The organism is Variovorax sp. UMC13 (genome assembly GCF_014170375.1).
In the GTDB taxonomy this organism is placed as follows: Bacteria; Pseudomonadota; Gammaproteobacteria; order Burkholderiales; family Burkholderiaceae_C; genus Variovorax.
The window spans coordinates 190,416-211,010 of the sequence record NZ_LZZW01000016.1 but is presented as its reverse complement, the minus strand read 5'-3'; the positions used below and the strand labels follow the sequence as shown (position 1 = coordinate 211,010).

Annotated in this window: 20 protein-coding genes and 1 tRNA gene; 3 read left to right on the top strand and 18 right to left on the bottom strand. The window is 69.8% G+C overall.

Translation table 11 applies throughout. The features are described from left to right. Positions 1 to 3: 3 nt before the first annotated feature. The 10 genes from A9977_RS14230 to A9977_RS14185 all read right to left on the bottom strand — a co-directional run bounded on the left by A9977_RS14230 (position 4) and on the right by A9977_RS14185 (position 10,832). Positions 4 to 771, bottom strand: coding sequence for an ABC transporter permease (locus A9977_RS14230; protein ID WP_183025490.1), 768 nt, complete (start codon positions 769 to 771; stop codon positions 4 to 6). Continuing rightward, complete coding sequence (locus A9977_RS14225; RefSeq protein WP_183025489.1) at positions 768 to 1,883, bottom strand: ABC transporter substrate-binding protein; 1,116 nt, start codon at positions 1,881 to 1,883, stop codon at positions 768 to 770. The genes A9977_RS14230 and A9977_RS14225 overlap by 4 nt, the downstream gene beginning before the upstream one ends. 137 nt (positions 1,884 to 2,020) lie before the next feature. Beyond that, a complete protein-coding gene (locus A9977_RS14220; RefSeq protein ID WP_183025488.1) occupies positions 2,021 to 2,716 on the bottom strand; it encodes a phosphoribosyltransferase in 696 nt (231 codons plus the stop codon). A 77-nt stretch (positions 2,717 to 2,793) separates the two neighbouring features. After that, the gene (locus tag A9977_RS14215; RefSeq protein ID WP_183025487.1) at positions 2,794 to 4,128 is read right to left on the bottom strand and encodes a tetratricopeptide repeat protein; all 1,335 of its coding nucleotides are present in this window, start codon (positions 4,126 to 4,128) and stop codon (positions 2,794 to 2,796) included. 16 nt (positions 4,129 to 4,144) lie between these two features. Further along, complete coding sequence (locus tag A9977_RS14210; protein ID WP_183025486.1) at positions 4,145 to 5,551, bottom strand: amidase; 1,407 nt, start codon at positions 5,549 to 5,551, stop codon at positions 4,145 to 4,147. After that, positions 5,551 to 7,038: an ABC transporter substrate-binding protein gene (locus tag A9977_RS14205; protein WP_183025485.1), complete on the bottom strand. Its 1,488-nt coding sequence runs from the start codon at positions 7,036 to 7,038 to the stop codon at positions 5,551 to 5,553. Before A9977_RS14205 ends, A9977_RS14210 begins: the two co-directional genes overlap by 1 nt. A 48-nt stretch (positions 7,039 to 7,086) precedes the next feature. Continuing rightward, on the bottom strand, positions 7,087 to 7,923 hold the full coding sequence (locus tag A9977_RS14200) for an ATP-binding cassette domain-containing protein (protein WP_183025484.1): 837 nt from the start codon (positions 7,921 to 7,923) through the stop codon (positions 7,087 to 7,089). Beyond that, positions 7,920 to 8,909, bottom strand: a complete 990-nt coding sequence (locus tag A9977_RS14195) for an ABC transporter ATP-binding protein (protein ID WP_183025483.1) — start codon at positions 8,907 to 8,909, stop codon at positions 7,920 to 7,922. The genes A9977_RS14200 and A9977_RS14195 overlap by 4 nt, the downstream gene beginning before the upstream one ends. Before the next feature lie 2 nt (positions 8,910 to 8,911). Beyond that, positions 8,912 to 9,787: an ABC transporter permease gene (locus tag A9977_RS14190; protein ID WP_183025482.1), complete on the bottom strand. Its 876-nt coding sequence runs from the start codon at positions 9,785 to 9,787 to the stop codon at positions 8,912 to 8,914. A 94-nt stretch (positions 9,788 to 9,881) separates the two neighbouring features. Further along, positions 9,882 to 10,832: an ABC transporter permease gene (locus A9977_RS14185; protein ID WP_183025481.1), complete on the bottom strand. Its 951-nt coding sequence runs from the start codon at positions 10,830 to 10,832 to the stop codon at positions 9,882 to 9,884. Between the two features lie 62 nt (positions 10,833 to 10,894). On the opposite strand from A9977_RS14185, the gene A9977_RS14180 reads away from it, so the two are divergent. Next, the gene (locus A9977_RS14180; protein WP_183025480.1) at positions 10,895 to 11,185 is read left to right on the top strand and encodes a YfhL family 4Fe-4S dicluster ferredoxin; all 291 of its coding nucleotides are present in this window, start codon (positions 10,895 to 10,897) and stop codon (positions 11,183 to 11,185) included. 15 nt (positions 11,186 to 11,200) lie between these two features. Here A9977_RS14180 and A9977_RS14175 read toward each other — a convergent pair whose 3' ends face one another. The 8 genes from A9977_RS14175 to A9977_RS14140 all read right to left on the bottom strand — a co-directional run bounded on the left by A9977_RS14175 (position 11,201) and on the right by A9977_RS14140 (position 17,643). After that, positions 11,201 to 11,629, bottom strand: a complete 429-nt coding sequence (locus tag A9977_RS14175; protein ID WP_183025479.1) for a hypothetical protein — start codon at positions 11,627 to 11,629, stop codon at positions 11,201 to 11,203. Between the two features lie 45 nt (positions 11,630 to 11,674). Continuing rightward, on the bottom strand, positions 11,675 to 12,325 hold the full coding sequence (gene pth / locus A9977_RS14170) for an aminoacyl-tRNA hydrolase (protein ID WP_183025478.1): 651 nt from the start codon (positions 12,323 to 12,325) through the stop codon (positions 11,675 to 11,677). A gap of 74 nt (positions 12,326 to 12,399) precedes the next feature. Beyond that, on the bottom strand, positions 12,400 to 13,077 hold the full coding sequence (locus A9977_RS14165) for a 50S ribosomal protein L25/general stress protein Ctc (protein ID WP_183025477.1): 678 nt from the start codon (positions 13,075 to 13,077) through the stop codon (positions 12,400 to 12,402). Positions 13,078 to 13,194: 117 nt separating this feature from the next. After that, complete coding sequence (locus A9977_RS14160) at positions 13,195 to 14,169, bottom strand: ribose-phosphate pyrophosphokinase (protein WP_183025476.1); 975 nt, start codon at positions 14,167 to 14,169, stop codon at positions 13,195 to 13,197. A gap of 171 nt (positions 14,170 to 14,340) precedes the next feature. Further along, positions 14,341 to 14,417, bottom strand: a tRNA-Gln gene (locus tag A9977_RS14155). Between the two features lie 42 nt (positions 14,418 to 14,459). Beyond that, positions 14,460 to 15,308 carry a 4-(cytidine 5'-diphospho)-2-C-methyl-D-erythritol kinase gene (gene ispE, locus A9977_RS14150; protein WP_183025475.1) on the bottom strand — a complete coding sequence of 283 codons (849 nt, stop codon included), beginning with the start codon at positions 15,306 to 15,308 and terminating at the stop codon, positions 14,460 to 14,462. Next, the gene (locus tag A9977_RS14145; RefSeq protein ID WP_183025474.1) at positions 15,305 to 15,817 is read right to left on the bottom strand and encodes a lipoprotein insertase outer membrane protein LolB; all 513 of its coding nucleotides are present in this window, start codon (positions 15,815 to 15,817) and stop codon (positions 15,305 to 15,307) included. Before A9977_RS14145 ends, ispE begins: the two co-directional genes overlap by 4 nt. Beyond that, a complete protein-coding gene (locus tag A9977_RS14140) occupies positions 15,814 to 17,643 on the bottom strand; it encodes a hypothetical protein (protein ID WP_183025473.1) in 1,830 nt (609 codons plus the stop codon). Before A9977_RS14140 ends, A9977_RS14145 begins: the two co-directional genes overlap by 4 nt. An 89-nt stretch (positions 17,644 to 17,732) precedes the next feature. Between A9977_RS14140 and mutM the strand changes: the two genes are divergently transcribed. Both mutM and A9977_RS14130 read left to right on the top strand, forming a co-directional pair. Then, positions 17,733 to 18,548: a bifunctional DNA-formamidopyrimidine glycosylase/DNA-(apurinic or apyrimidinic site) lyase gene (gene mutM, locus A9977_RS14135; protein ID WP_183025472.1), complete on the top strand. Its 816-nt coding sequence runs from the start codon at positions 17,733 to 17,735 to the stop codon at positions 18,546 to 18,548. Between the two features lie 75 nt (positions 18,549 to 18,623). Next, complete coding sequence (locus A9977_RS14130) at positions 18,624 to 20,591, top strand: dynamin family protein (protein ID WP_183025471.1); 1,968 nt, start codon at positions 18,624 to 18,626, stop codon at positions 20,589 to 20,591. Positions 20,592 to 20,595: the final 4 nt, after the last annotated feature.

Below are 20,595 nucleotides of genomic sequence, written 5' to 3'. Positions count from 1 at the left end.
TCGTCATTCGCCGAACACCTTCTGGGTCCAGCGCTCGAGCAGCGCCACCGCGCCATAGAACAGCAGGCCGAAGCCGCACAGCACCACGATGGCCGCGAGGATCAGCGCCGTGTCGGCCTGCGAGGAAGCGAAAAGGATGAGGTAGCCGAGGCCGGCCTGCGAGGTGATGAACTCGCCCACGATCACGCCGATGATGGCGAAGGTGGTCGCGATCTTCATGCCGCTGAACACATAGGGCAGCGCGTGCGGCAGCCGCACCGAGCAGAACACCTGCCAGCTCGAGGCGGTGAGCGCGCGGCACAGCCGCAGCAGCGACTTGTCGACGTTGTCCAGGCCCGCCAGCGCGGCGATCACCACCGGGAAGAAGCTGATGAAGACCGAGAAGGTCAGCCTCGACTGGAAGCCGATGCCCAGCCAGACGATGAACAGCGGCGCCAGCGCGATCTTGGGGATCAGCTGGAACAGCACCACGTTCGGGTACAGCATGCTGCGCATCAGGCCCGAGGCGCTGAGCAGCGCGGCCAGCGCCACGCCCAGCACCGAGGCGATGGCGAAGCCGGCCACGCTTTCCCACACCGTGGGCCAGGCGTGCTGCATCAGCAGCGGGAAGGTCTCGACCAGCCGCGCGCCGATCGCGCTCGGCGTGGGCAGCAGCACCTCGCGGATGGCGAAGAAACGCACCGCGGCCTCCCACAGCGCGAGGGTGCCGAGGGCGAACAGCAGCGGCAGGCCGATGCGGCGGAAGGCGCTGTCTTGCGCGCTCGAATTCACGAGCCCAGCATGGCGTTGTAGGGCGCCACGTTCTTGCGGATCGCGTCCCACTCGGACGTGCTGAGCTTGATCTTGCCGACGAAGCGGTTGGTCGCCAGGTCCTCGGGGCGCAGCGGCTTGGCGTCGGCCGTGAGCGCGCCGGCCTTGGCGGCGAGCGCGATCATGCCGGCCAGCGTCGGGATGCTGCTGTAGCCCATGCCGTTCTGGATCGCCTCGGGCGCGACCATGGTGGCCTGTGCCAGGCCCTGCGCGATGGCGGCGTTCTCCTTGCCACCCTTGGCCATGGCGATCTCGGGCTGTGCCTTGTAGAGGATGTCCAGCGAGGCCTGCGGGTTCTTCAGCGTGTAGACCGCCGACTCGAGGATCGCGTCGACCATGGCCTGGCACAGGCCCGGGTCGGCGTCGATGGTCTCGCGGCGCGCGATGATCTGCGAGGCGTAGAGCTGCACGCCGGCCTTGGCCCAGGGGATGAAGCGGGTCTTCACGCCCAGCGAGTCCAGCACCGGGATGCTCGAGGAGCCGATGGCGGTGATCGCGTCGACCTGTTTCTCCATCAGCGCGCGCTCGATCAGGCGGGCGTCGAGCTGCTGGCGCGTGACCTTGGTGAGGTCGATGCCGGTCTTGGCCGCATAGGCGCTCCAGTAGGGCGATTCGGCCGAGGTGGCGACCGTGCCCACGCGCTTGCCTTCGAAGTCCTTGGGGCCGCGGATCGGCGAATCGGCCAGCACCAGGTTGCCCATCAGCGCGTCGTAACCCACCGTGGCCAGCGCCTGCAGCGGCAGGCCGCGCGCGATGTTGACCAGCGTGCCGCCGAAGAACACCACGCCGAAATCGAACTGCTTGTTGGCCACGGCCTGGGCCGCCGCCACCGAGCCGTTGCCGCGCGAAACCGTCAGGTCGATGCCGCGCTTCTTGAAGTAGCCCAGCTCCTTGCCGACCAGCGGCCAGTAGTTGGAGCCGTTCACCACCCAGGGCAGGGTGATGCTCATGGCCCGGGTCTGGGCGAAGGCCGGCGCGGCCAGCAGGCTGGCGGCCGAAGCGGCGCCCGCGGCCTGGAGCAGGCGGCGGCGCGACAGGGAAGAGGAAGCGAAGGTCGTGGGGATCGAGGACATGGGGACTCCAGAAGGGCTCGGCCACCGCGCGATGTTGCTGCGGCGCACCAAAAATGTATACGAAACGAGATACGCCCCAGGGGGCGTGTTTCGGCAAGCAGGTTGCGTACCACCTGCGCGCGTCGGACGAGGGGCGGCTAGCTGCGCTCGACCCAGCCGTCGGGCACGGCCTGCAGCAGCGGGCTGTCGAACACGCCCACCAGGCGGGCCGCGCGTTCGGGGCCCAGCGTCTGCTGCCAGCGCCGGCCCTGCAGCATGGCCACGCCGCAGGCCAGCACCTCGGCGTCGAGCGACTCGATCAGCCGCCAGGGCGCCTTCAGCGTGCTGCCGCTGCTGACCGCGTCGTCGACCAGCACCACGCGCTTGCCGCGCACCAGCGGCAGCAGGTTGGGGTCGAGGTAGACGCGCTTGCCGGCCGTGGGCGTGGTGATCGACTGCACCTCGCTCGACAGGGCCTCGTCGTACCAGAACTTGCGCGAGTAGCCCATGGGCACGTAGCGCGCATGGCCCAGGTGGCGCGCCACGATGGGCGCGAAGGTCAGGCCCAAGGTCGGGATGCCGATCACCACGTCGGGTTGCAGCGGCGCCAGCTTCTCGGCCAGCATCCGGCCCAGGGTGTCGATGACCTCGAGCGAGGCCTGGTTGCAGATCAGCGAGGCCACGGCCTGGGTCGGGTCAGCCGCCAGCTGGCGGATCGGCAGCATCAGCACGCGGCCGTCGGGCAGGCGCGCCGGGTAGCCGTGCTGCCAGGGGGCCTCGGGCCGGGCGAGCGTGCCGGCGTCGAGGAGCTGTTGCCAGTAGCCGGTGGTGGCTTCGGTGAAATGCGGGGTCATGCGAACGGTGAATGGAAGGCCGAGGGTGGCGCGCGCCAAAAGGCGGGACCCGACTTATAGCTGCTTTGCGGGCCGGATCATGCCGGCAGCGGCAGCCGCAGCCCCGCATACACCTGCGCCAGCTGCCGGCGCAGGCGCAGCGATTCGGGCTGGCCGTTGACCTGCGGCTGCAGCAAGCCCTGTGCCATGGTCAGCGAGCGCTCGCTGCCCTCGCGCATCAGCGCCGCGAGCCAGGCCTGTTCGAACAGGTCGCGCTGGGCGTGGCTGCCGCCGATCTCGATCAGCCGCGGCAGCGCCAAGCCCAGGCCCTCGATGGCGCCGGCCATGTCGCCGCGCGCGTGCGCCAGCAGGCCGCGCGCGGCCGGCACGCAGACGCGCTCCCAGGCGGCGCGCGTGGCGGGCGGTGCGGTGGGCGCGAAGGCCTCGATGCCGCGCAGCAGCGTGTCGGCCTCGGGCCGGCCCGCGCGCGCCAGGCCGTAAAGGTACTGCAGGTCGAGGAAGGGCAGCACATGGTCGTCGAGCCGCGTCTGCAGGTGCGCGGCCACGTCGTGCCAGCGCGCGCCGACGTCGATGCCGGCCAGCTCGAAGCGCGCCAGCAGCGAGACCGCGCCGATCTGGTCCTGCGTGTAGTCCTTGACCACGCCCCAGACCTGCGTGTCGTACACGTCCAGCGCCTCGGCGTCGCGGCCCAGGTCGATCAGGAACAGCGCCACGTGCCACCAGTTGTGCGTGACCATGAAGGAGTTGAGGCCGGTCCAGCTGTCGCTCACGCCGCGCATGAAGTCCAGGCCTTCGGCGAGCCGGCCTTCGGTGAGCATCACATGGCCCAGCGCATGGTGGGCCCAGGGCTCCTTGCGGCACATCGCGATGGCGCGGCGCGCGCTGGCCTCGGCCTCGCGCATCCGGTGGCACTGCTCGTGGCCGAAGGCCAGCATGCCGTGCAGGTAGGGCACGTCGGCGGCGGCCGGCAGCGCCGCCAGCGCGAGCCGCAGCATGCCCGGGCAGTCGCCGAGGTTGAAGCAGTGGTACTGGCCCAGCTTGAGCGACACCAGGTCGCGCGGGTGTTCGCGTGCCTGCTCCTCGTGCAGCGCGATCGCGCGCGCGATGTCGCCGTCGACCCAGGCGGCCACGGCGGCGATGAAGCGCTGTTCGCGCGCGCTGGCGCGCGCGGCGCCGGCCTGTGCACGGTCGAGGAAGGGGCGGGCGTTGGGCACCGCCTCGCGCGACTCGGCGAACATGTGCAGCGCGGCGCAATACGCCTGCACCAGCGGGCTGGCGTCCTGCGCCGCGGCCAGCACGTTGGCGGCGCGGGCCTCGCAGGCGATGAAGCCGCCGACGAAATCGTTCAGCGGCCCGAGGCTGGCGGGATCGTCCAGCGTGAGGGGGTTGCCGAGCAGGTCGATGCCGTGCATGGCTTTTTCCGCCGCTTCAGTCCGCCGGCGGCTGCGGCCAGGGTTTCTGCGCGCCGCGGATCTGCTCGAAAGCGCGCGACACCTGCAGCACGCCCAGGTCGTCGAAGCGCTTGCCCGCGATCTGCAGGCCGATCGGCAGGCCCGCGGCCGAGTAGCCGCAGTTGACCGAGGCGGCCGGCTGCTCCGACATGTTGTAGGGCACGGTGAAGCCGATGTGCTCCAGCGGCCGCAGTGGGTCGTTGGTGGGCGAGGGGTCCTCGGCCGGCGCCGGCATGTTGGGCGAGACCGGCGAGATCACGTAGTCGAAGCGCGCGCAGGCGTCCACCGTGGCCACGCGGGTCGCATGGAACTGGCTGAAGGCGCGGAACACGTGGTCGCCGCTGAAGTCGGAGGCGCTCTCGGCCCAGGCGCGGATGTAGGGCAGCACCTTGGCGCGCTGCGCGCCCGGCAGCGCGTTGAGATCGACGAAGGAACGCATGCGCCACAGGTGGTCCATGCCGTCGAGCATGGCCTGCGACATGAAGGGCTGCATCGGCTCGACCGTGGCACCGGCGCGCTCGAAAAGGCGCGCGGCCTCGTTCACTGCGGCCAGGATCTCCGGGTCGACCGGCAGGCCGCAGCCGGCCTCGAGCAGCAGGCCGATGCGCAGGCCGCGCAGGTGGCCGGGATCGACCTCAAAGGCCGACCAGGCGATGTCCTGCGCGGGAAGGCTCATGCTGTCGCGCGCGTCGGGTCGGGACAGCACCTGCATCATCAGCGCGGCATCGGCCACGGTGCGGGTCATCGGCCCGGCCGCGCGGCCCATGTAGGGTGGGTCGATCGGGATCCGGCCCAGGCTGGGCTTGAGCGTGAAGATGCCGCACCAGCTGGCGGGCAGGCGCAGCGAGCCGCCGATGTCGGTCCCGATGTGCAGCGGGCCGTAGCCCGCGGCGGCGGCCGCGCCCGCGCCGGCGCTCGAGCCGCCGGGCGTCTTGCGCAGGTCCCAGGGGTTGCGCGCCAGCGTGTGGAAGCTCGACAGGCCCGACGACAGCATGCCGTAGTCGGGCATGGTGGTCTTGCTCACGATCACCGCGCCGGCTTCCTTGAGCCGGGCCGCGGGCGGCGCGTCGGCCGCGGCCGGACGCAGCGTGACGGCCGCTGTGCCGGCCGGCAGCGGGTCGCCCTTGGTCGCGATATTTTCCTTGATGGTGGTCGGCACGCCGTCGAGCGGACCGCGCGCTTCGCCGCTGCGCCAGCGTGCCTCGGAGGCGCGCGCCTGCTCGAGCGCGGCGTCGGGCCGCAGCAGCCAGGTCGCGCCCAGCTGCGGCTCCCAGCGCGCCACATGGTCGAGCACCGACTGCGTCACCTCGACCGGCGACAGGCTGCCGTCGCGGTAGGCCGCGCCCAGTTCGGCGGCGCTCAGGTCGTGCAGCGGCCGGCTCATCACCAGGAGAGGGCGGACAGGTCGTTGGCGAAGATCGGCAGTTCCTTCCACAGGCCCTTGACATTCTTCTTCGCGATGGTCGGGAACTGCGGCTGGAACAGGAAGCCGTTGGCCGCGTCGGCCGCGAGCATCTTCTGCGCGTCGCCCAGCAGCTTGTTGCGCTCGCTCACGTTGCCCGTGGTCTTGATCTTGTCGAACAGCGCGACGAAGGGCTTGGACTGGTAGCCCCAGTAGTAGTCCGACTTGGCGTAGTTGCCCAGGTCGAAGGGCTCGACGTGCGAGACGATCGACAGGTCGTAGTTCTTGCTGCCGTAGGTGCCGCTGAGCCATTGCGCCCACTCGACGTTCTGCACCTTGACCACGATGCCGATCTTGGCCAGCTGGGCCACCACCATCTCGCCGCCCTGGCGCGCGTAGGGCGGCGGCGGCAGCGTCATCGTGAGTTCGAGCGGCGTCTTCACGCCGGCTTCGGCCAGCAGCTTCTTGGCCTTCTCGATGTCGAAGGGGTTGACGCCGGTGGTGTCGACATAGCCGGGTGCGCCGGGCACGTAGTGGCTGCCGATGGGCGTGCCGAAGCCGTCGGCCGCGCCTTCGATGATCGCCTTGCGGTCGAGCGCGGCCAGGATGGCGCGGCGCACGCGCACGTCGTCCAGCGGCTTCTTGGCGTTGTTGATCGCCAGAATGGTCTTGGCGCGCGAGCCGGCCAGGATGGTCTGGAACTGCGGGTTGTTCTTGAACTGCGCCACGATGCGGGTGGCCGCGCGCGGGAACGCGTCGACGTCGCCGGCCAGCAGCGACGCGGCCTGCGCGGCCGGGTCGGAGATGAAGCGGAAGGTGATCTTGTTGAGCTTGGCCTGGGCCGGGTTGCGGAAGCCGTCCCACTTGCTGAGCACCAGCGAGGCGCCCTTGTTGTAGGTGTCGAGCTTGTAGGGGCCGGTGCCGATCGGCTTGGCCGCGTTGGTGTCGGCGCTCTTGGGCTCCACGATGATGGAGGTGGCCTGGCCCAGCACGAAGGGGAAGTCGGGATCGATTTCCTTGTTGAGCAGCACCACCGTGTGCTCGTCGATCACCTGCACGCCGATGTTGGCGAAGGTGCGCTTGTCCTTGTTGGTGCTCTTCTCGTTGCCCGCGCGCTCGAAGGCGAACTTCACGGTCTGCGCGTTGAAGGGCTCGCCGTTCTGGAACTTCACGCCCTTGCGCAGGCGGAAGGTGTAGGTCTTGAGGTCGGGCGAGATGTCCCAGCTCTCGGCCAGCAGCGGCGTCACGCTGCCGTCGGGGTTGATCTTGGTCAGCGTCTCGAAGATGTTGTAGAGCACCACTTCAGAGATCGACACGGCCGCGCTGGTCGTCGGATCCAGGCCCGTGGGTTCGAGCGTCATGCCCAGCACCATCGCGTCCTTGCGGTTCTGCGCGAGCGCGAAGGTCGGCAGGGCCGAGGCCACCGCGGTCGCGGCGGAAGCGGTAAGGACGGTACGGCGTTTCAACATGGGCAGGCTCCAGGCAAAGACAGGAAGAAGGAAAGTGCAGACCTTATATCAAGCGGGCTGTGCCCGCGCGCGCACCGGGGGCTCGGCGCGCGGCACGGCCGCCAGCAGCGCCTGCGTGTAGGGGTGCTCGGCGTGGGCGAACAGCCGCAGCGGCTCGCCGCGCTCGACCACCACGCCGCGGTGCAGCACGCAGACCTCGTCGCACAGGTGGTTGACCACCGCGAGGTCGTGGCTGATCAGCAGATAGCTGATGCCGAACTGCTGTTGCAGGTCCTGCATGAGGTTGAGCACCTGCGCCTGCACCGACACGTCGAGCGCGCTCACCGGCTCGTCGGCCACGATCAGCTTGGGCCGCGTGATCAGCGCGCGCGCGATCGCGATGCGCTGGCGCTGGCCGCCGGAGAACTCGTGCGGGTACTTGCCCAGGTCGGTGCTGCGCAGACCCACGGCGGCCAGCGATTCGGCCGCGCGTTCGCGCTGCTCGCTGCGGCTGGTCTCGGCCAGGGCTTCGAGCGGCTCGGCCACGATGCGCGCCACGGTCTGGCGCGGGTCGAGCGAACCATAGGGATCCTGGAACACCATCTGCAGGTCGCGCCGCGCGGTGCGCAGTTCGGCGCGCGGCAGCCGGTGCAGGTCGCGGCCCAGCAGCTTCACGCTGCCGGAGGTGGGCTGGTCGAGTGCCATCACGAGGCGCGCGATGGTCGACTTGCCCGAGCCCGATTCGCCGACGATGCCCAGGCTGCGCCCGGCCTCGACGCGGAAGCTCACGCCGTTGAGCGCCTGCACCAGCGGCGGCGGCGCGAACAGCTTCTCGCGCGGCAGCGCGTAGTGGCGCACCAGGTCGGTGACTTCGAGCAGGGGCGTGGTTGCGGTGGGGGTCGTCATGCCGCGGCCTCCTCGGTGGCCAGCGCCTCGTCGAGCCGCAGGCAGCGCGCCAGGTGGCCGTGCGGCAGCAGCGTGGCGGGCGGGCGCGTGGTGTGGCAGGCGTCGACCGTGAGCCGGCAGCGGCCCGCGAAGGGGCAGCCACGCGGCAGGTCGACCAGTTCGGGCACGCTGCCGCGGATCGTCGCGAGCCGGGTGCCGCGCGGGGCGCCCAGCGCCGGGCGGGCCGCGAACAGGCCCTGGGTGTAGGGATGGGCGCGGGCCGCGAACAGGGTGTCGGTCGGGCCGCTCTCGACGATGCTGCCGCCGTACATCACGGCCATCTTCGAGACGCTCTGCGCGATCACGCCCAGGTCGTGCGAGATCAGGATCAGCGCCATGCCGCGCTCGGCCACCAGGCCCTGGATCAGGTCGAGGATCTGCTTCTGGATCGTCACGTCGAGCGCGGTGGTGGGCTCGTCGGCGATCAGCAGGTCGGGCCCGCAGGCCAGCGCCATCGCGATGCCGATGCGCTGGCGCTGGCCGCCGGAGAACTGGTGCGGATAGGCGTCGAGCCGCGAGGCCGGGTCGGGGATGCCGACGCGTTCGAGCAGCGCCAGCACCTCGGCGCGCGCCGCGGCGCCGGTGAGCCCGCGGTGCAGCCGCAGCGGCTCGCCGATCTGGCGCACGATGGTGTGGACCGGGTTCAGCGCCGTCATCGGCTCCTGGAAGATCATGCCGATGCGGTTGCCGCGGATCCGGCACATGGCCTTCTCGCCCAGGCCCACGAGCTCGGTGCCGTCGAACTTGATGCTGCCCGTGACCTTGGCGCTCGCGGGCAGCAGGCCCATGAGCGACATCACGGTGATCGACTTGCCGCAGCCCGATTCGCCCACGATGCCCAGCGTCTCGCCGCGCTCGAGCGTGAAATCGATGCCGCGCACGGCCTCGGCCGGGCCGCGCTGCGTCTGCAGGCCGATGTGGAGGTCTTTGACTTCGAGGAGGGCCATGGTCAGCGTGCCCGTGCGAGACGCGGGTCGAGCAGATCGCGCAATCCGTCGCCCAGAAGATTGAGGCCGAGCACCGCGAGCGCGATCGCCAGGCCGGGGAACACCGCCAGCAGCGGTGCCTGGAACATCAGGGTCTGGGCTTCGGCGAGCATGCGGCCCCACGAGGGCTGCGGCGGCTGCGTGCCCAGGCCCAGGTAGGAGAGCGCGGCCTCGGCCAGGATCGCGATCGCGAAGCGGATCGTGATCTGCACGATCAGCACCGCCGAGATGTTGGGCAGCACATGCTGCAGCGTGATCGAGAAGCCGCCCTTGCCGCAGGCGCGCGCCGCCGCGATGTACTCGCGCGACCAGATCGCATTGGCCGAGGCGCGCGTGATGCGCGCGAAGGTCGGGATGTTGTAGATGCCGATGGCGACGATCGCGTTGACGATGCCCGGGCCGAACACCGCCGTCATCATGATGGCCGACAGGATCGCGGGGAAGGCCAGCGAGAAGTCGCTGAAACGCATGATGGCTTCCTCGACCCAGCCGCGCCGCGCGGCCGCGAGCAGGCCCAGCGCCGTGCCCACCACCAGGCCGATGCCGACCGCGATCAGGCCGACCAGGATCGAGGCGCGCGCGCCCACCAGCAGCAGCGAGGCCACGTCGCGGCCGAAGGGGTCGGTGCCCAGCCAGTGCGACAGGCTCGGCCCCTGCAGCTTGCTGGCCATGTCCATCTCGTAGGGCGACCAGGGCGTCCAGACCAGCGACACGGCGGCGGCCAGCAGCAGCAGCAGCGTGAGCACCGCGCCGATGACGAAGCTGCGGTGGTGCAGCGCGCGGCGCCAGAAGCCGGGCACCTTCATGGCGGTGGGCGCCAAGGTGGGGAGGGCGCTCATAGCGGCCGCCGCCGGGCCGCCCCAAGGCGGGCCGCGCCTCCCCCTTGGGGGGTGGAGTTACACGCCGCGAAGCGGTGTGAAAAGCTGGGGGGCGTCATATGTCCGAAGCCTTGATGCGCGGGTCGATCACCGCATACAGCACGTCGACCACGAAATTGACGATCACCACCAGCGCGGCCAGCAGCATCACGCAGTTGCGCACCACGACCAGGTCGCGATTGCTGATGGCCTGGAAGATCAGGCGACCCAGGCCGGGCAGGTAGAACACGTTCTCGACCACGATGGTGCCGGCCAGCAGCTCGGAGAACTGCATGCCCATCACCGTGATCACCGGGATCATGGCGTTGCGCAGCACGTGGGTCCAGAGCACCATGCGCTGCGACACGCCCTTGGCGCGCGCGGTGCGCACGAAGTCCTCCCGCATCACCTCGAGCACGGCCGAGCGCGTGATGCGCGCCAGGATCGCGGCCTGCACCACGGCCAGCGAGAGCGCGGGCAGCAGCAGCGACTTGATGCCGGCGAACACGCCTTCGCCCCAGCCGTCGAAGCCGCCGGCCGAGAACCACTTGAGCTGCACCGAGAACACCAGGATCAGCAGGATCGCGAACCAGAAGTTCGGGATCGCGATGCCGACCTGCGTGAGGCTCATGAGCCCCACGTCGCCCAGCTTGTTGTGGCGCGCGGCCGCGGTCACGCCGACCAGCAGCGCGAGCACGGTGGTCAGCGCCATCGCCATCACCGCCAGCGGCACGGTCAGCGCGAGCCGTTCGAGGATCAGGTCGAGCACCGGCGAGCTGTAGGCGTAGCTGTTGCCGAGGTCGCCGGTCAGCAGGCCGGCGATCCAGTGCCAGTAGCGGGTCCAGGCCGGCTGGTCGAGCCCGAGCTGGGTCGCCAGGGCGGCCACGGCGTCGGGCGGCGCATCAGGGCCCAGGAGCAGCTGCGCGGCATTGCCGGGCAGGATCTCCAGGACCAGGAAGACGATGATGGAAGCACCGATCAGCGTACCGATCAGTGTCGCGAAGCGCTTGAATAGAAACAGACTCATGGGGCGGGGCGCAGCATAACCCGACTCCCGCAACAAGCATGCCCGCAGCGGATAATTCAGCCATGGCTCTGATGATCACCGACGAATGCATCAACTGCGATGTGTGCGAACCGGAGTGCCCCAACGACGCGATCTACATGGGCGAGTCGATCTACGAGATCGACCCGCACAAGTGCACCGAATGCGTGGGCCACTTCGACGAACCGCAATGCGTGCAGGTGTGCCCGGTCGCGTGCATTCCCACGAACCCCGCGCATGTCGAGGCGCGCGACACCCTCTGGATGAAGTTCGAGCGGCTCACGGCCGCCAAGGGCGCGGCCAGCGGCGCGGGCGACGCGCCGGTCGCGGCCTGAACCCGCGCGCCGGCTTCAGCCGGCGGCCTGGGCCTTCGCGGCCTTTTTCTTCCTCGGGGCTTTGGCCGTGCCGGGACCGGCCGCGGTGAAGAGATCGTCGGCCTTGCGCCCCTTGCCCTTGCGGCCCGCGATCCGGTGCGGTTCGACGGGTGCCTTGGCGGCCGAGGGCGCGGGCAGATGGACCAGGGCCGGGCGCTCCTTGTCGCGGCGCAGGCGTTCGGCCTCCATGCGTGCGGCCGCGGCCTGCATCTGGCGCGTCTGCTCGTCGGCGGCGCGCACCCGCTCGGTGCCCGGTGCCGCATCGATGGGCAGGGCCTGGCCGCCTGGGCAGGGCTGGTCGGTGTAGGTGCTGCCGCAGCGCCAGGTGCCGGCTGCTGCATGGGCCGTGGCGGCCATCGCGATGCAGGCGATGGCGATGGGGCGGTGAAGTCTCTGGACTTTCATTTTTTTGTCTCTCCCTTCCTTCTCTGTCGCTCGGTGGCGCCGCGTTCAGGGTGCGGCGGGCTCGCTCGCTCCTTCGCCTGCCGGACCCTCGCCCGGTTCGCGCCGGGGCGGTTTGGGGCGTGGGGGCTTGCTGGTGTGGATCAGCAGCGTGGCCTTCTCCATCTCGCCGGCCAGCAGCGCGGGCACCGCATGCAGCGTGCGGATGAGCGCGTCGTCGATGGCCTCGCGCTGTTCCTTCAGCGGTTTCTTGAGCACCCAGTTCACCACCTCGGACTTCACGCCCGGGTGGCCGATGCCGATGCGCAGCCGCCAGTAGTCGCCGGTGCCCAGCTGCGCATGGATGTCGCGCAGGCCGTTGTGGCCCGCGTGGCTGCCGCCGAACTTGAGCTTGACCTGGCCGGGCACGACGTCGAGTTCGTCGTGCACCACGAGGATCTCCTGGGGCTCGATCTTGAAGAAGCGCGCGAGCGCCGCCACCGACTTGCCCGAGAGGTTCATGAAGGTCTGGGGCTCGAGCAGCCAGACCGGCCGCCCGTTCACCGTCGCGCGCGCCACGAAGCCGTGGTAGCCGCGCTCGGGCACCAGCGTGACTTTCAGATCGCGCGCCAGTGCGTCGATCCACCAGAAGCCCGCGTTGTGCCGCGTGGCTTCGTACTCCGGGCCCGGGTTGCCCAGGCCGACGAACAACTTGATCATGGGGTGATTATCGTGGGCCCCCAAAGAAAACGGCCCGCACGAGGCGGGCCGTTGTCCTGCAGGGCAGAGAAGGCTTACTTCTTCGCCGGTGCCTTGGCAGCGGGGGTCTTGGCCGCGGCCTTGCCACCCTTGCCGGCCGGTGCGGCGGCGGCAGCGGCTTCGGCGCCAGCCACCGGTGCGTCGACTTCTTCGGCCGCCGGTGCGGTGGCCGAGGCCAGCACCAGGTTCGGCTTGCCGTGGCTGACCCACTTCACGCCGCGCGGCAGCTTGATGTCCTTGAGCGTGACGGTGCCGTTCTTCTTGAGGCCCGACAGGTCGACCTCGATGAATTCGGGCAGTTCGGCGGGCAGGCCGTTGACTTCGAGTTCGGTGGTCACGTGGTTGACCAGGTTCAGCTCGATCTTGACGGCTTCGGACTCTTCCTCGCCCTTGAAGTGCAGCGGCACCTTCATGGTCATGCGGGTCTTGGCATCGACGCGTTGGAAGTCGATGTGCTGAACCAGCGGACGGAAGGGGTGGTATTGCACGTCGCGCAACAGCACCTTGCTCACGGCGCCGTCCAGTTCCATCTCGAGGATGGAGGCGTGGAAGGCTTCCTTCTTCAGGGCATGCCACAGCGCGTTGTGATCGATTTCGATCAGCTGGGGCGTGGCTTCACCACCGTAGACGATGCCGGGGGTCTTGCCCGAAACGCGGAGACGGCGGCTCGCACCCGTGCCCTGCTTGGCGCGCTCAAAAGCGACGAATTTCATAGTTAACTCCTTGGAGCGAAGGCGCAATTGCCACTCGCTTCTTGAGCGCCGACCGCGACCAGTGCGGCGCCGGTTTCAAAATGGCCTCCCGAGCGGGAAGCCTGCTTTTTGCTCAGATCAGAACAGGTTGTCCTGGTCCGAGAACAAACTCATCACCGACTCGCCCTTGGAGATGCGCTGGATCGTCTCGGCGATCAGCGGCGCCACGGAGAGCTGACGGATCTTCTTGCAGCCGAGCGCGGTGTCGGAAAGGGGGATGGTGTTGGTCACGACGACTTCGTCGAGCGCCGAGCCCTGGGCGATGCGCTCGATGGCCGGACCCGAGAAGATCGGGTGCGTGCAGTAGGCGTAGACCTTCTTGGCGCCGCGCTCCTTGAGCACCTCGGCGGCTTTGACCAGCGTGCCGGCCGTGTCGATCATGTCGTCCATGATCACGCAGTTGCGGCCGTCGATCTCGCCGATCACGTTCATCACTTCGCTCACGTTCGCCTTGGGGCGACGCTTGTCGATGATGGCCAGGTCGGTGTTCAGCTGCTTGGCCAGTGCCCGTGCACGGACCACGCCGCCCACATCGGGCGAGACCACGATCAGGTCTTCGTAGTTCTTCTGGCGCAGGTCGCCCAGCAGCACCGGCGAAGCGTAGATGTTGTCGACCGGGATGTCGAAGAAGCCCTGGATCTGGTCGGCGTGCAGGTCCATCGTGAGCACGCGGGACACACCCACGGTCTGCAGCAGGTCGGCCACCACCTTGGCCGAGATCGGCACGCGGCTCGAACGCGGACGGCGGTCCTGGCGGGCGTAGCCGTAGTAGGGGATGACGGCGCTGATCCGCTCGGCCGAGGCGCGCTTGAGCGCATCGACCATCATCAGCAGTTCCATCAAGTTTTCGTTGGTCGGCGCGCAGGTCGACTGGACCACGAACACATCGCGGGCGCGGACGTTCTGGTTGATTTCGACGGTGACTTCGCCGTCGGAGAAGCGGCCCACGCGGGCAGCGCCGAGACCGGTGCCGAGATGCTGAGCGATCTCCGCGGCAAGACCCGGATTGGCATTGCCGGTGAAAACCATGAAGTCAGGATGTTGAGCCTGCATGAGCGCGTCCAGCAATGCAAATGGCTCTTCAGGGAGCCGCCAGTGTTCTCGTGGTCTCTGCAGCCGACCGGCTGCAAATCTCGTTGGCCGCGGCGGCGCCGCGGATTTCTTGCATCACGGCCTGTAGGCCGTGATTCATGTCCCACGGCCCAACGGCCGTGAGGTGTGTTTTGGCAGGGGCGGAAGGATTCGAACCTTCGCATGCTGGAATCAAAATCCAGTGCCTTAACCAGCTTGGCGACGCCCCTACACGGGTTGACGACCGAGGCCGTCAACCGATATCTCTCTTTTCAGTCCGCCCAGCCCTGGAGGGGATGAGCGGCCAGATTGTCGCATTGTCGAAGCTGCCAGCCCGAGGGCTCTTGTGGCAAATCCGCTTCATGCGACATCACTGCAAACACCGCGCTTCCGGAGCCTGTCATGCGCGCCTTCAAACCTTGGCGACCGAGCCATTCGATGGCGTCGGTGACCGCGGGACAAAGCCGCTGCGCAACCGGCTGCAAGTCGTTGTGACCGAAACCGTAGGCTTCTGATCCGCTGTGTGCAGCAAAGCCAGAGATTATAGCAACAGGATTTGAGCGATTCAAATCGGGTGCTGCAAAAATTAATGAAGTTTCCAGGCCGGCGTCCGGCTTGAGCACCGCGAAGCGTGCCGCGGGCAGGGTGATGGGGGTGATCTTCTCCCCCACGCCCTCGACCCAGGCGTTGTGGCCGCGCAGGAAGAAAGGCACGTCGGCACCCAGCCGCAGGCCGATGCCTTCGAGCGTGGCCAGCGGCAACCGCAGGTTCCACAGGCGGTTGAGCGCCAGCAGGCAGGTGGCGGCATCCGACGATCCACCGCCCATGCCGGCCTGCGCCGGCACGTGCTTGGCCACGCCGATGTGCGCGCCCTGGCCGGGCCGGGCATGCGCCTGCAGCGCGCGCGCGGCCCGCAGCACCAGGTCGTCGGCGGGCAGGGGCGTGGTCAGGTCCTCGCGGCTCAGCCCGCCGTCGCTGCGCAGCTCGACGTGCAGCGTGTCGCACCAGTCGATCAGCATGAACACCGACTGCAGCAGGTGGTAGCCGTCGTCTCGCCGGCCGGTGATGTGCAGGAAGGTGTTGAGCTTGGCCGGCGCCGGGAGGTCGTAGAGCGCTTTCATTCGCGGGCGAAGGCGATGCGCAGGTCGGCCCGCGGCAGCGGCGCGTCGCGCACGGCCTGCAGGCGGCCCGCGGCTCGTTGCGAGAGGTCGGGGCGCCAGCCGGGCACGGTCTCGTCGCGGCCGGCGAGCCAGCCGAACAGCGCGCCGACCGGGATCGAAGCGCCGGTGGCCGCTTCGATCAGCGCATCGACCGAGGCGTAGCGCCGGGTCTCGTTGCCGTTCTTCAGCAGCGCTTCGCCGGGCGACCACTGGAGCTGGGCCAGGGTGCTGCCGATCGGCGTGGTGAGCGTCAGCGTGCCGCGCTCGGGCCCGCCGCGCAGGTCGAACAGCGCGGAGAAGGTCTGGACCGGCTCGCTGTCGATGCGCAGGGACATGCGGCCGCTCCAGTTCTCGGGGCGATCGCCGTCGGGCGCCGTCGCGGTGGGGCGGCCCGGCGTCGCGCAGCCGGCGAGCAGCACGGCGGCCAGCGCCGCGCCGGTGGCCTTCAACAGGTGGCGACGGGCCTTCACAGCTTGATGCGCAGGCGCTTGAGCGTCTCCTGCAGGGTCTCGTTCTCCGCGTCGGCCTGGGCCGCTTCGCGCCAGATGCGCATCGCGCGTTCGCGCTCGCCGGCGGTCCAGAGCACCTCGCCCAGGTGGGCGCCGATCTCGGGATCGGCACGGCGCGTGTAGGCGGCCTCCAGGATGCGCCGGGACTCGGCGGTGTTGCCGAGCCGGAACTCGACCCAGCCCAGGCTGTCGGCGATGAACGGATCCTGCGGTGCGAGCTGCACCGCCTTGCGGATCAGCGTGCGCGCTTCTTCCAGGCGGATCTTGCGATCGGCGAAGGAGTAGCCCAGCGCGTTGTAGGCGTTCTGGTTGTCGGGACGCAGCTCGATCAGCCGGCGCAGCAGGCGCTCCATCTCGTCGAGCCGGTTGAGCTTCTCGGCCATCATGGCCTGGTCGTAGATCAGGTCGGCGTCCTGGGGCGAGGCGGCGCTGGCCTTGGCCAGCAGGTCGTAGGCCGGCTGGTACTGCTTGGCGTCGCGCAGCAACTGGACTTCGGCCTGCAGCTTCTGCTTGCCCTCGTCCTCGTTGCGCTCGGGCAGCCCGCGCACCAGCTCCCGCGCCTGCTGCACCTTGCCCTGGCGCGCGAGCAGGCCCGCGCGGCGCAGCTGCCAGCCGAGCGCGTCTTCCGCGCTGTCCGAGCGCGAGAGCCAGCGGTCGGCCTCGGCGAAGTCCTTGCGCCGCTCGGCCAGCTGCGACAGCAGCAGGTAGGCCTGCGTCAGGCCGCGCCGGGCCTCGTCCTCGGCCGGCAGCGCGCCGGCCAGCGCGACGTAGCGCTTGAGCGAGGTCTCGGCCGCCGCGTCCTGGCGGGCCTGCGCCTGCAGGCTGCCCAGCAGCACCCAGGGGCCGGGCAGTACGGGCTTCTCGGTGGTCAGGGCCGTGAGCTCGGTGCTCGCATCGGCGTAGCGCCGTGCTTCCATGAGCTCGCGGGCGTAGGCGATGCGCAACTCGGGCAGCGCCTTGGGGCTGGCGAGGTAGCGCTTGACCAGCGGTTCGGCCAGCGGCCGGTCGGGGTCCATCAGGTCGAGCGCCAGCAGCGGCGGGCCGTCGGAGGCCGGATCGGCCGTCTGGCCCTGGATCGCCGCCTCGAGCGCGCCGGTGCTGTCGCCGGCGAGCAGCCGCAGGCGGCCGATGGTGGTCCAGGCCAGGCCGGCCGTGGCGGGGTTCTTCACCTCGTCGACCAGCGCCTGCTCGACCACCGAGGCGGCCAGCTTCTTGTCGGTGGCGCGGCCGTAGTTGCGCGCGATGACGGCCATCAAAAGCGGGTGCTCGGGCAGCGGCGTGGCGGCGATCGCGGCGCGCAGCGGCTCGGCCGTCTCGGCGATGCGGTTGAGCGCGATCAGGATCTGCAGCTCGAAGCGGCGCGCCTCGCGGGAATTCGGCAGCGTTTCCTTCCAGGCCTGGGCCGCGGCCAGCGCGGCGTCGCCCGAGCGCGACTGCAGCGCGATCTCGACCGCGCGCTGGAACAGGGCGCCGTCGCGGGTGCGGCGGGCCGCGTCGAGCACCAGCGCATAGCCGGCCCCGGGATCGCCGCCGCGGGCGGTGATCTCGCCCACCAGCACCTCGTAGAAGAGCTCGGCCGTCAGCGCCGAGGCCTTGGCCCCGCCGTCGGCCGGGGGCTTGGCGTCGGCATCGGTCACGGGCGGGGTCCGCTCGATGATCGGCGCGGGGCTCGTCGGCGCCGCGGCCGGCGGCACGGCAGCGGGGGGCTGCTGTGCCTGGGCGGCCAAGGCGATCGAGACGAGGGAGAGGGCCGCCGCAAGGCGGAGTCGGCGGGGCGATGGGGTCATCGAACTCATAATAATCCAAGGCTTTTCCATCAGAGCGTCGGCGGGTCATCCGGTTCCCTTGGCGCTCATTCCTGTGTCACGCTCGCGCCATGCCCGAACTCCCCGAAGTCGAAGTCACACGCCGCGGTTTCGTCGACCGCATCGCCGGCGCCCGCATCGAGGCGGTGCGCATGGGCAAGCCGCTGCGCTGGGCGCTGGGCATCGACCCGCAGACGCTGGTGGGGCGCGAAGTGCGCACCGTGCGCCGGCGCGGCAAGTACCTGCTGGTCGAGCTCGACACCGGCCTGCTGCTGCTGCACCTGGGCATGTCCGGCAGCCTGCGCTTCGATGCGGTGCTGCCGCCGCCGGGCGCGCACGACCATTTCGACCTGGTCACCAGCCGCGGCATCCTGCGCCTGAACGACCCGCGCCGTTTCGGGGCGGTGGTCCATGTGGAGGGCGAGGACTCGCCGCTGGCGCTCAAGCTGCTGGGCGGTCTGGGCATGGAGCCGCTGGAGGACAGCTTCGACTTCGAGGCCTTCCATGCCGGCCTGCGCAAGCGCCGGGCCCCGATCAAGCTGGTGCTCTTGGCCGGCGACGTGGTGGTGGGTGTGGGCAACATCTATGCGTCGGAGGTGCTGTTCCTGGCGGGCATCCGGCCCACCGTGGCGGCTTCGCGCATCAGCCGGCCGCGCGCGCTGCGGCTGCACGCGGCGGTGCGCCAGGTGCTGGCGCGGGCGGTGGAGCAGGGCGGCACCACGCTGCGCGACTTCTCCAACATCGACGGCCACAGCGGCCATTTCCAGATCGAAGCCACGGTCTACGGCCGGGCCGGCGAGCCTTGCCGCGTCTGCGCCACGCCGGTGCGGCAGATGCGCCAGGGCCAGCGCTCCACCTATTTCTGCCCGAACTGCCAAAAGTACTGAGCCGCCGGCGGGCCTCGGAGGCCCGCCACAGTATCGAATGCTATATTTTGTGAGCCCACTCTCACGCCCCTCTCCTTGACACGTTCCTTCAACCAGCAATTCGACCAGCACGGCGTCTGGCGCCGCAGTTTCGCGAAGCGTCTGCAATGGTTGTCGGGCTGGCTCGCCGAGAACGAGTTGCTCGACCAGGCCGTGGCGGAGCGCCTGCGCGAACTCGAGGCGCAGATGCGCACCAGCAAGGTCATGGTGGCCTTCGTGGCGGAGTTCTCGCGCGGCAAGTCGGAACTGATCAATGCGATCTTCTTCGCCGGCTACGGCCGCCGCATCATGCCGGCCAGCGCGGGCCGCACCACGATGTGCCCGACCGAACTGGGCTACGACGCGGCCCAGCCGCCGAGCCTGCGGCTGCTGCCGATCGAGACGCGCGCCGAACCGCACTCGCTGATGCACTGGCGCGACGAGCCCTCGCACTGGGTCGACGTGCCCATCGATGTCGAGGACGCGGCGCAGCTGTCCGAAGCGATGGCCAAGGTGGCCGAGGTGCGCTGGGTGCCGCTGGCCGAGGCGCGCGCGCTCGGTTTCTGGAGCGACGACACGCCCGAGGACAACCCGCTGCCCGACGACCAGGGCCGGGTCGAGATCCCGCGCTGGCGCCATGCGGTGCTCAACATGCCGCACCCGCTGCTCGAGCAGGGTCTGGTGATCCTCGACACCCCCGGCCTCAACGCCATCGGCGCCGAACCCGAACTCACGGTGAGCCTGATCCCGCGCGCCCATGCGGTGGTGTTCATCCTCGGGGCCGACACCGGCGTGACCCGTTCCGACCTGGCCATCTGGCGCGAGCACCTGGTCACCGAGGGCGATGCGGGCGACACCCGGATCGTGGTGCTCAACAAGATCGACACCCTGTGGGACACGCTGAGCACGCCCGCGCAGATCGATGCGCAGATCGAACGCCAGCGCCAGGGCGCGGCCGAGCTGCTGGGCGTGCCGCTGCCGCAGGTGCTGCCGGTGTCGGCGCAGAAGGGCCTGCAGGCCAAGATCCGCCGCGATGCGCCGCTGCTCCAGGCCAGCCGGCTGCCGGGCCTGGAGGCCGTGCTGGGCGAAGGCCTGCTGGGCAAGCGCGAGACCATGCTGCGCCTGGCCGTCGATGCCGGCATCGTCTCGCTGCGCGCCGAGGCCTCGCGCCTCCTGCATGTGCGCCAGCGCGACCTCTCCGAGCAGGCGCTGGAACTGCAGGGCCTGCGCGGCAAGAACGCCTCGGTGATCCGCCACATGCGCGGGCGCATCGAGCAGGAACAATCCGAATTCGAGTCCAGCAACGTGCGCATCCTGGCCGTGCGCTCGGTGCAGGGCAAGCTGCTGCGCGAGGTCTATGCGGTGCTCGGCAACACGGCGCTCAAGGCCGACATGGGCCGCCTCGCCGCGGCGCTCAAGCGCCCGGGCATCAAGCTCAGCGTGCGTAAGGTGTACGGCGAGACCTTCGATGCGCTGCGCAACAACCTGCGCGAGGTGCAGGCCACGACGGGCGAGATCCAGTCGATGCTGCACGCCACCTTCCGGCAGCTCAATGCCGAGCACGGCTTCACGCTGCAGGCGCCGGCCGAGCCCGACCTCACGAGCTTCGAGCAGCAGCTCACGCAGATCGAGCGCAGCCACCTGCACTATCTCGGCGTGAGCAACCTGATCAAGCTGGCCCAGGCCGACTTCTGCGACAAGCTGGTGCGGGCGCTGGCGAGCCGGCTGCGCGTGGTCAACGAGGCCGCGATGGCCGAGGTGGAGCGCTGGAGCAAGGGCGCGGGCGCCCAGCTCGACGCCCAGCTCAAGGAGCGCCGCCGCAGCTTCGGACGGCGGCTGGAGTCGGTCGAACGCATCCAGGGCGCGGCCGGCAACCTCGAAGAGCGGCTGGCCGAGATCGCGGCGCAGGAAAGCGGTCTGGCCGACCTGCAGGGGCGCCTGGACGAGCTCACCGCGCTGCTGATCAGCAACGAGGCCTCGACGCCCGTGGCCGCCAGCCAGCACGGTACCGTCAGTGCGACGTGAGCCC

Bases quoted from the DNA above. Each gene is read 5' to 3' on its own strand.
- A9977_RS14225 (WP_183025489.1), bottom strand. From the start codon at position 1,883: ATGTCCTCGATCCCCACGACCTTCGCTTCCTCTTCCCTGTCGCGCCGC.
- A9977_RS14220 (WP_183025488.1), bottom strand. From the start codon at position 2,716: ATGACCCCGCATTTCACCGAAGCCACCACCGGCTACTGGCAACAGCTC.
- A9977_RS14215 (WP_183025487.1), bottom strand. From the start codon at position 4,128: ATGCACGGCATCGACCTGCTCGGCAACCCCCTCACGCTGGACGATCCC.
- A9977_RS14210 (WP_183025486.1), bottom strand. From the start codon at position 5,551: ATGAGCCGGCCGCTGCACGACCTGAGCGCCGCCGAACTGGGCGCGGCC.
- A9977_RS14205 (WP_183025485.1), bottom strand. From the start codon at position 7,038: ATGTTGAAACGCCGTACCGTCCTTACCGCTTCCGCCGCGACCGCGGTG.
- A9977_RS14200 (WP_183025484.1), bottom strand. From the start codon at position 7,923: ATGACGACCCCCACCGCAACCACGCCCCTGCTCGAAGTCACCGACCTG.
- A9977_RS14195 (WP_183025483.1), bottom strand. From the start codon at position 8,909: ATGGCCCTCCTCGAAGTCAAAGACCTCCACATCGGCCTGCAGACGCAG.
- A9977_RS14190 (WP_183025482.1), bottom strand. From the start codon at position 9,787: ATGAGCGCCCTCCCCACCTTGGCGCCCACCGCCATGAAGGTGCCCGGC.
- A9977_RS14185 (WP_183025481.1), bottom strand. From the start codon at position 10,832: ATGAGTCTGTTTCTATTCAAGCGCTTCGCGACACTGATCGGTACGCTG.
- A9977_RS14180 (WP_183025480.1), top strand. From the start codon at position 10,895: ATGGCTCTGATGATCACCGACGAATGCATCAACTGCGATGTGTGCGAA.
- A9977_RS14175 (WP_183025479.1), bottom strand. From the start codon at position 11,629: ATGAAAGTCCAGAGACTTCACCGCCCCATCGCCATCGCCTGCATCGCG.
- pth (WP_183025478.1), bottom strand. From the start codon at position 12,325: ATGATCAAGTTGTTCGTCGGCCTGGGCAACCCGGGCCCGGAGTACGAA.
- A9977_RS14165 (WP_183025477.1), bottom strand. From the start codon at position 13,077: ATGAAATTCGTCGCTTTTGAGCGCGCCAAGCAGGGCACGGGTGCGAGC.
- A9977_RS14160 (WP_183025476.1), bottom strand. From the start codon at position 14,169: ATGCAGGCTCAACATCCTGACTTCATGGTTTTCACCGGCAATGCCAAT.
- ispE (WP_183025475.1), bottom strand. From the start codon at position 15,308: ATGAAAGCGCTCTACGACCTCCCGGCGCCGGCCAAGCTCAACACCTTC.
- A9977_RS14140 (WP_183025473.1), bottom strand. From the start codon at position 17,643: ATGACCCCATCGCCCCGCCGACTCCGCCTTGCGGCGGCCCTCTCCCTC.
- mutM (WP_183025472.1), top strand. From the start codon at position 17,733: ATGCCCGAACTCCCCGAAGTCGAAGTCACACGCCGCGGTTTCGTCGAC.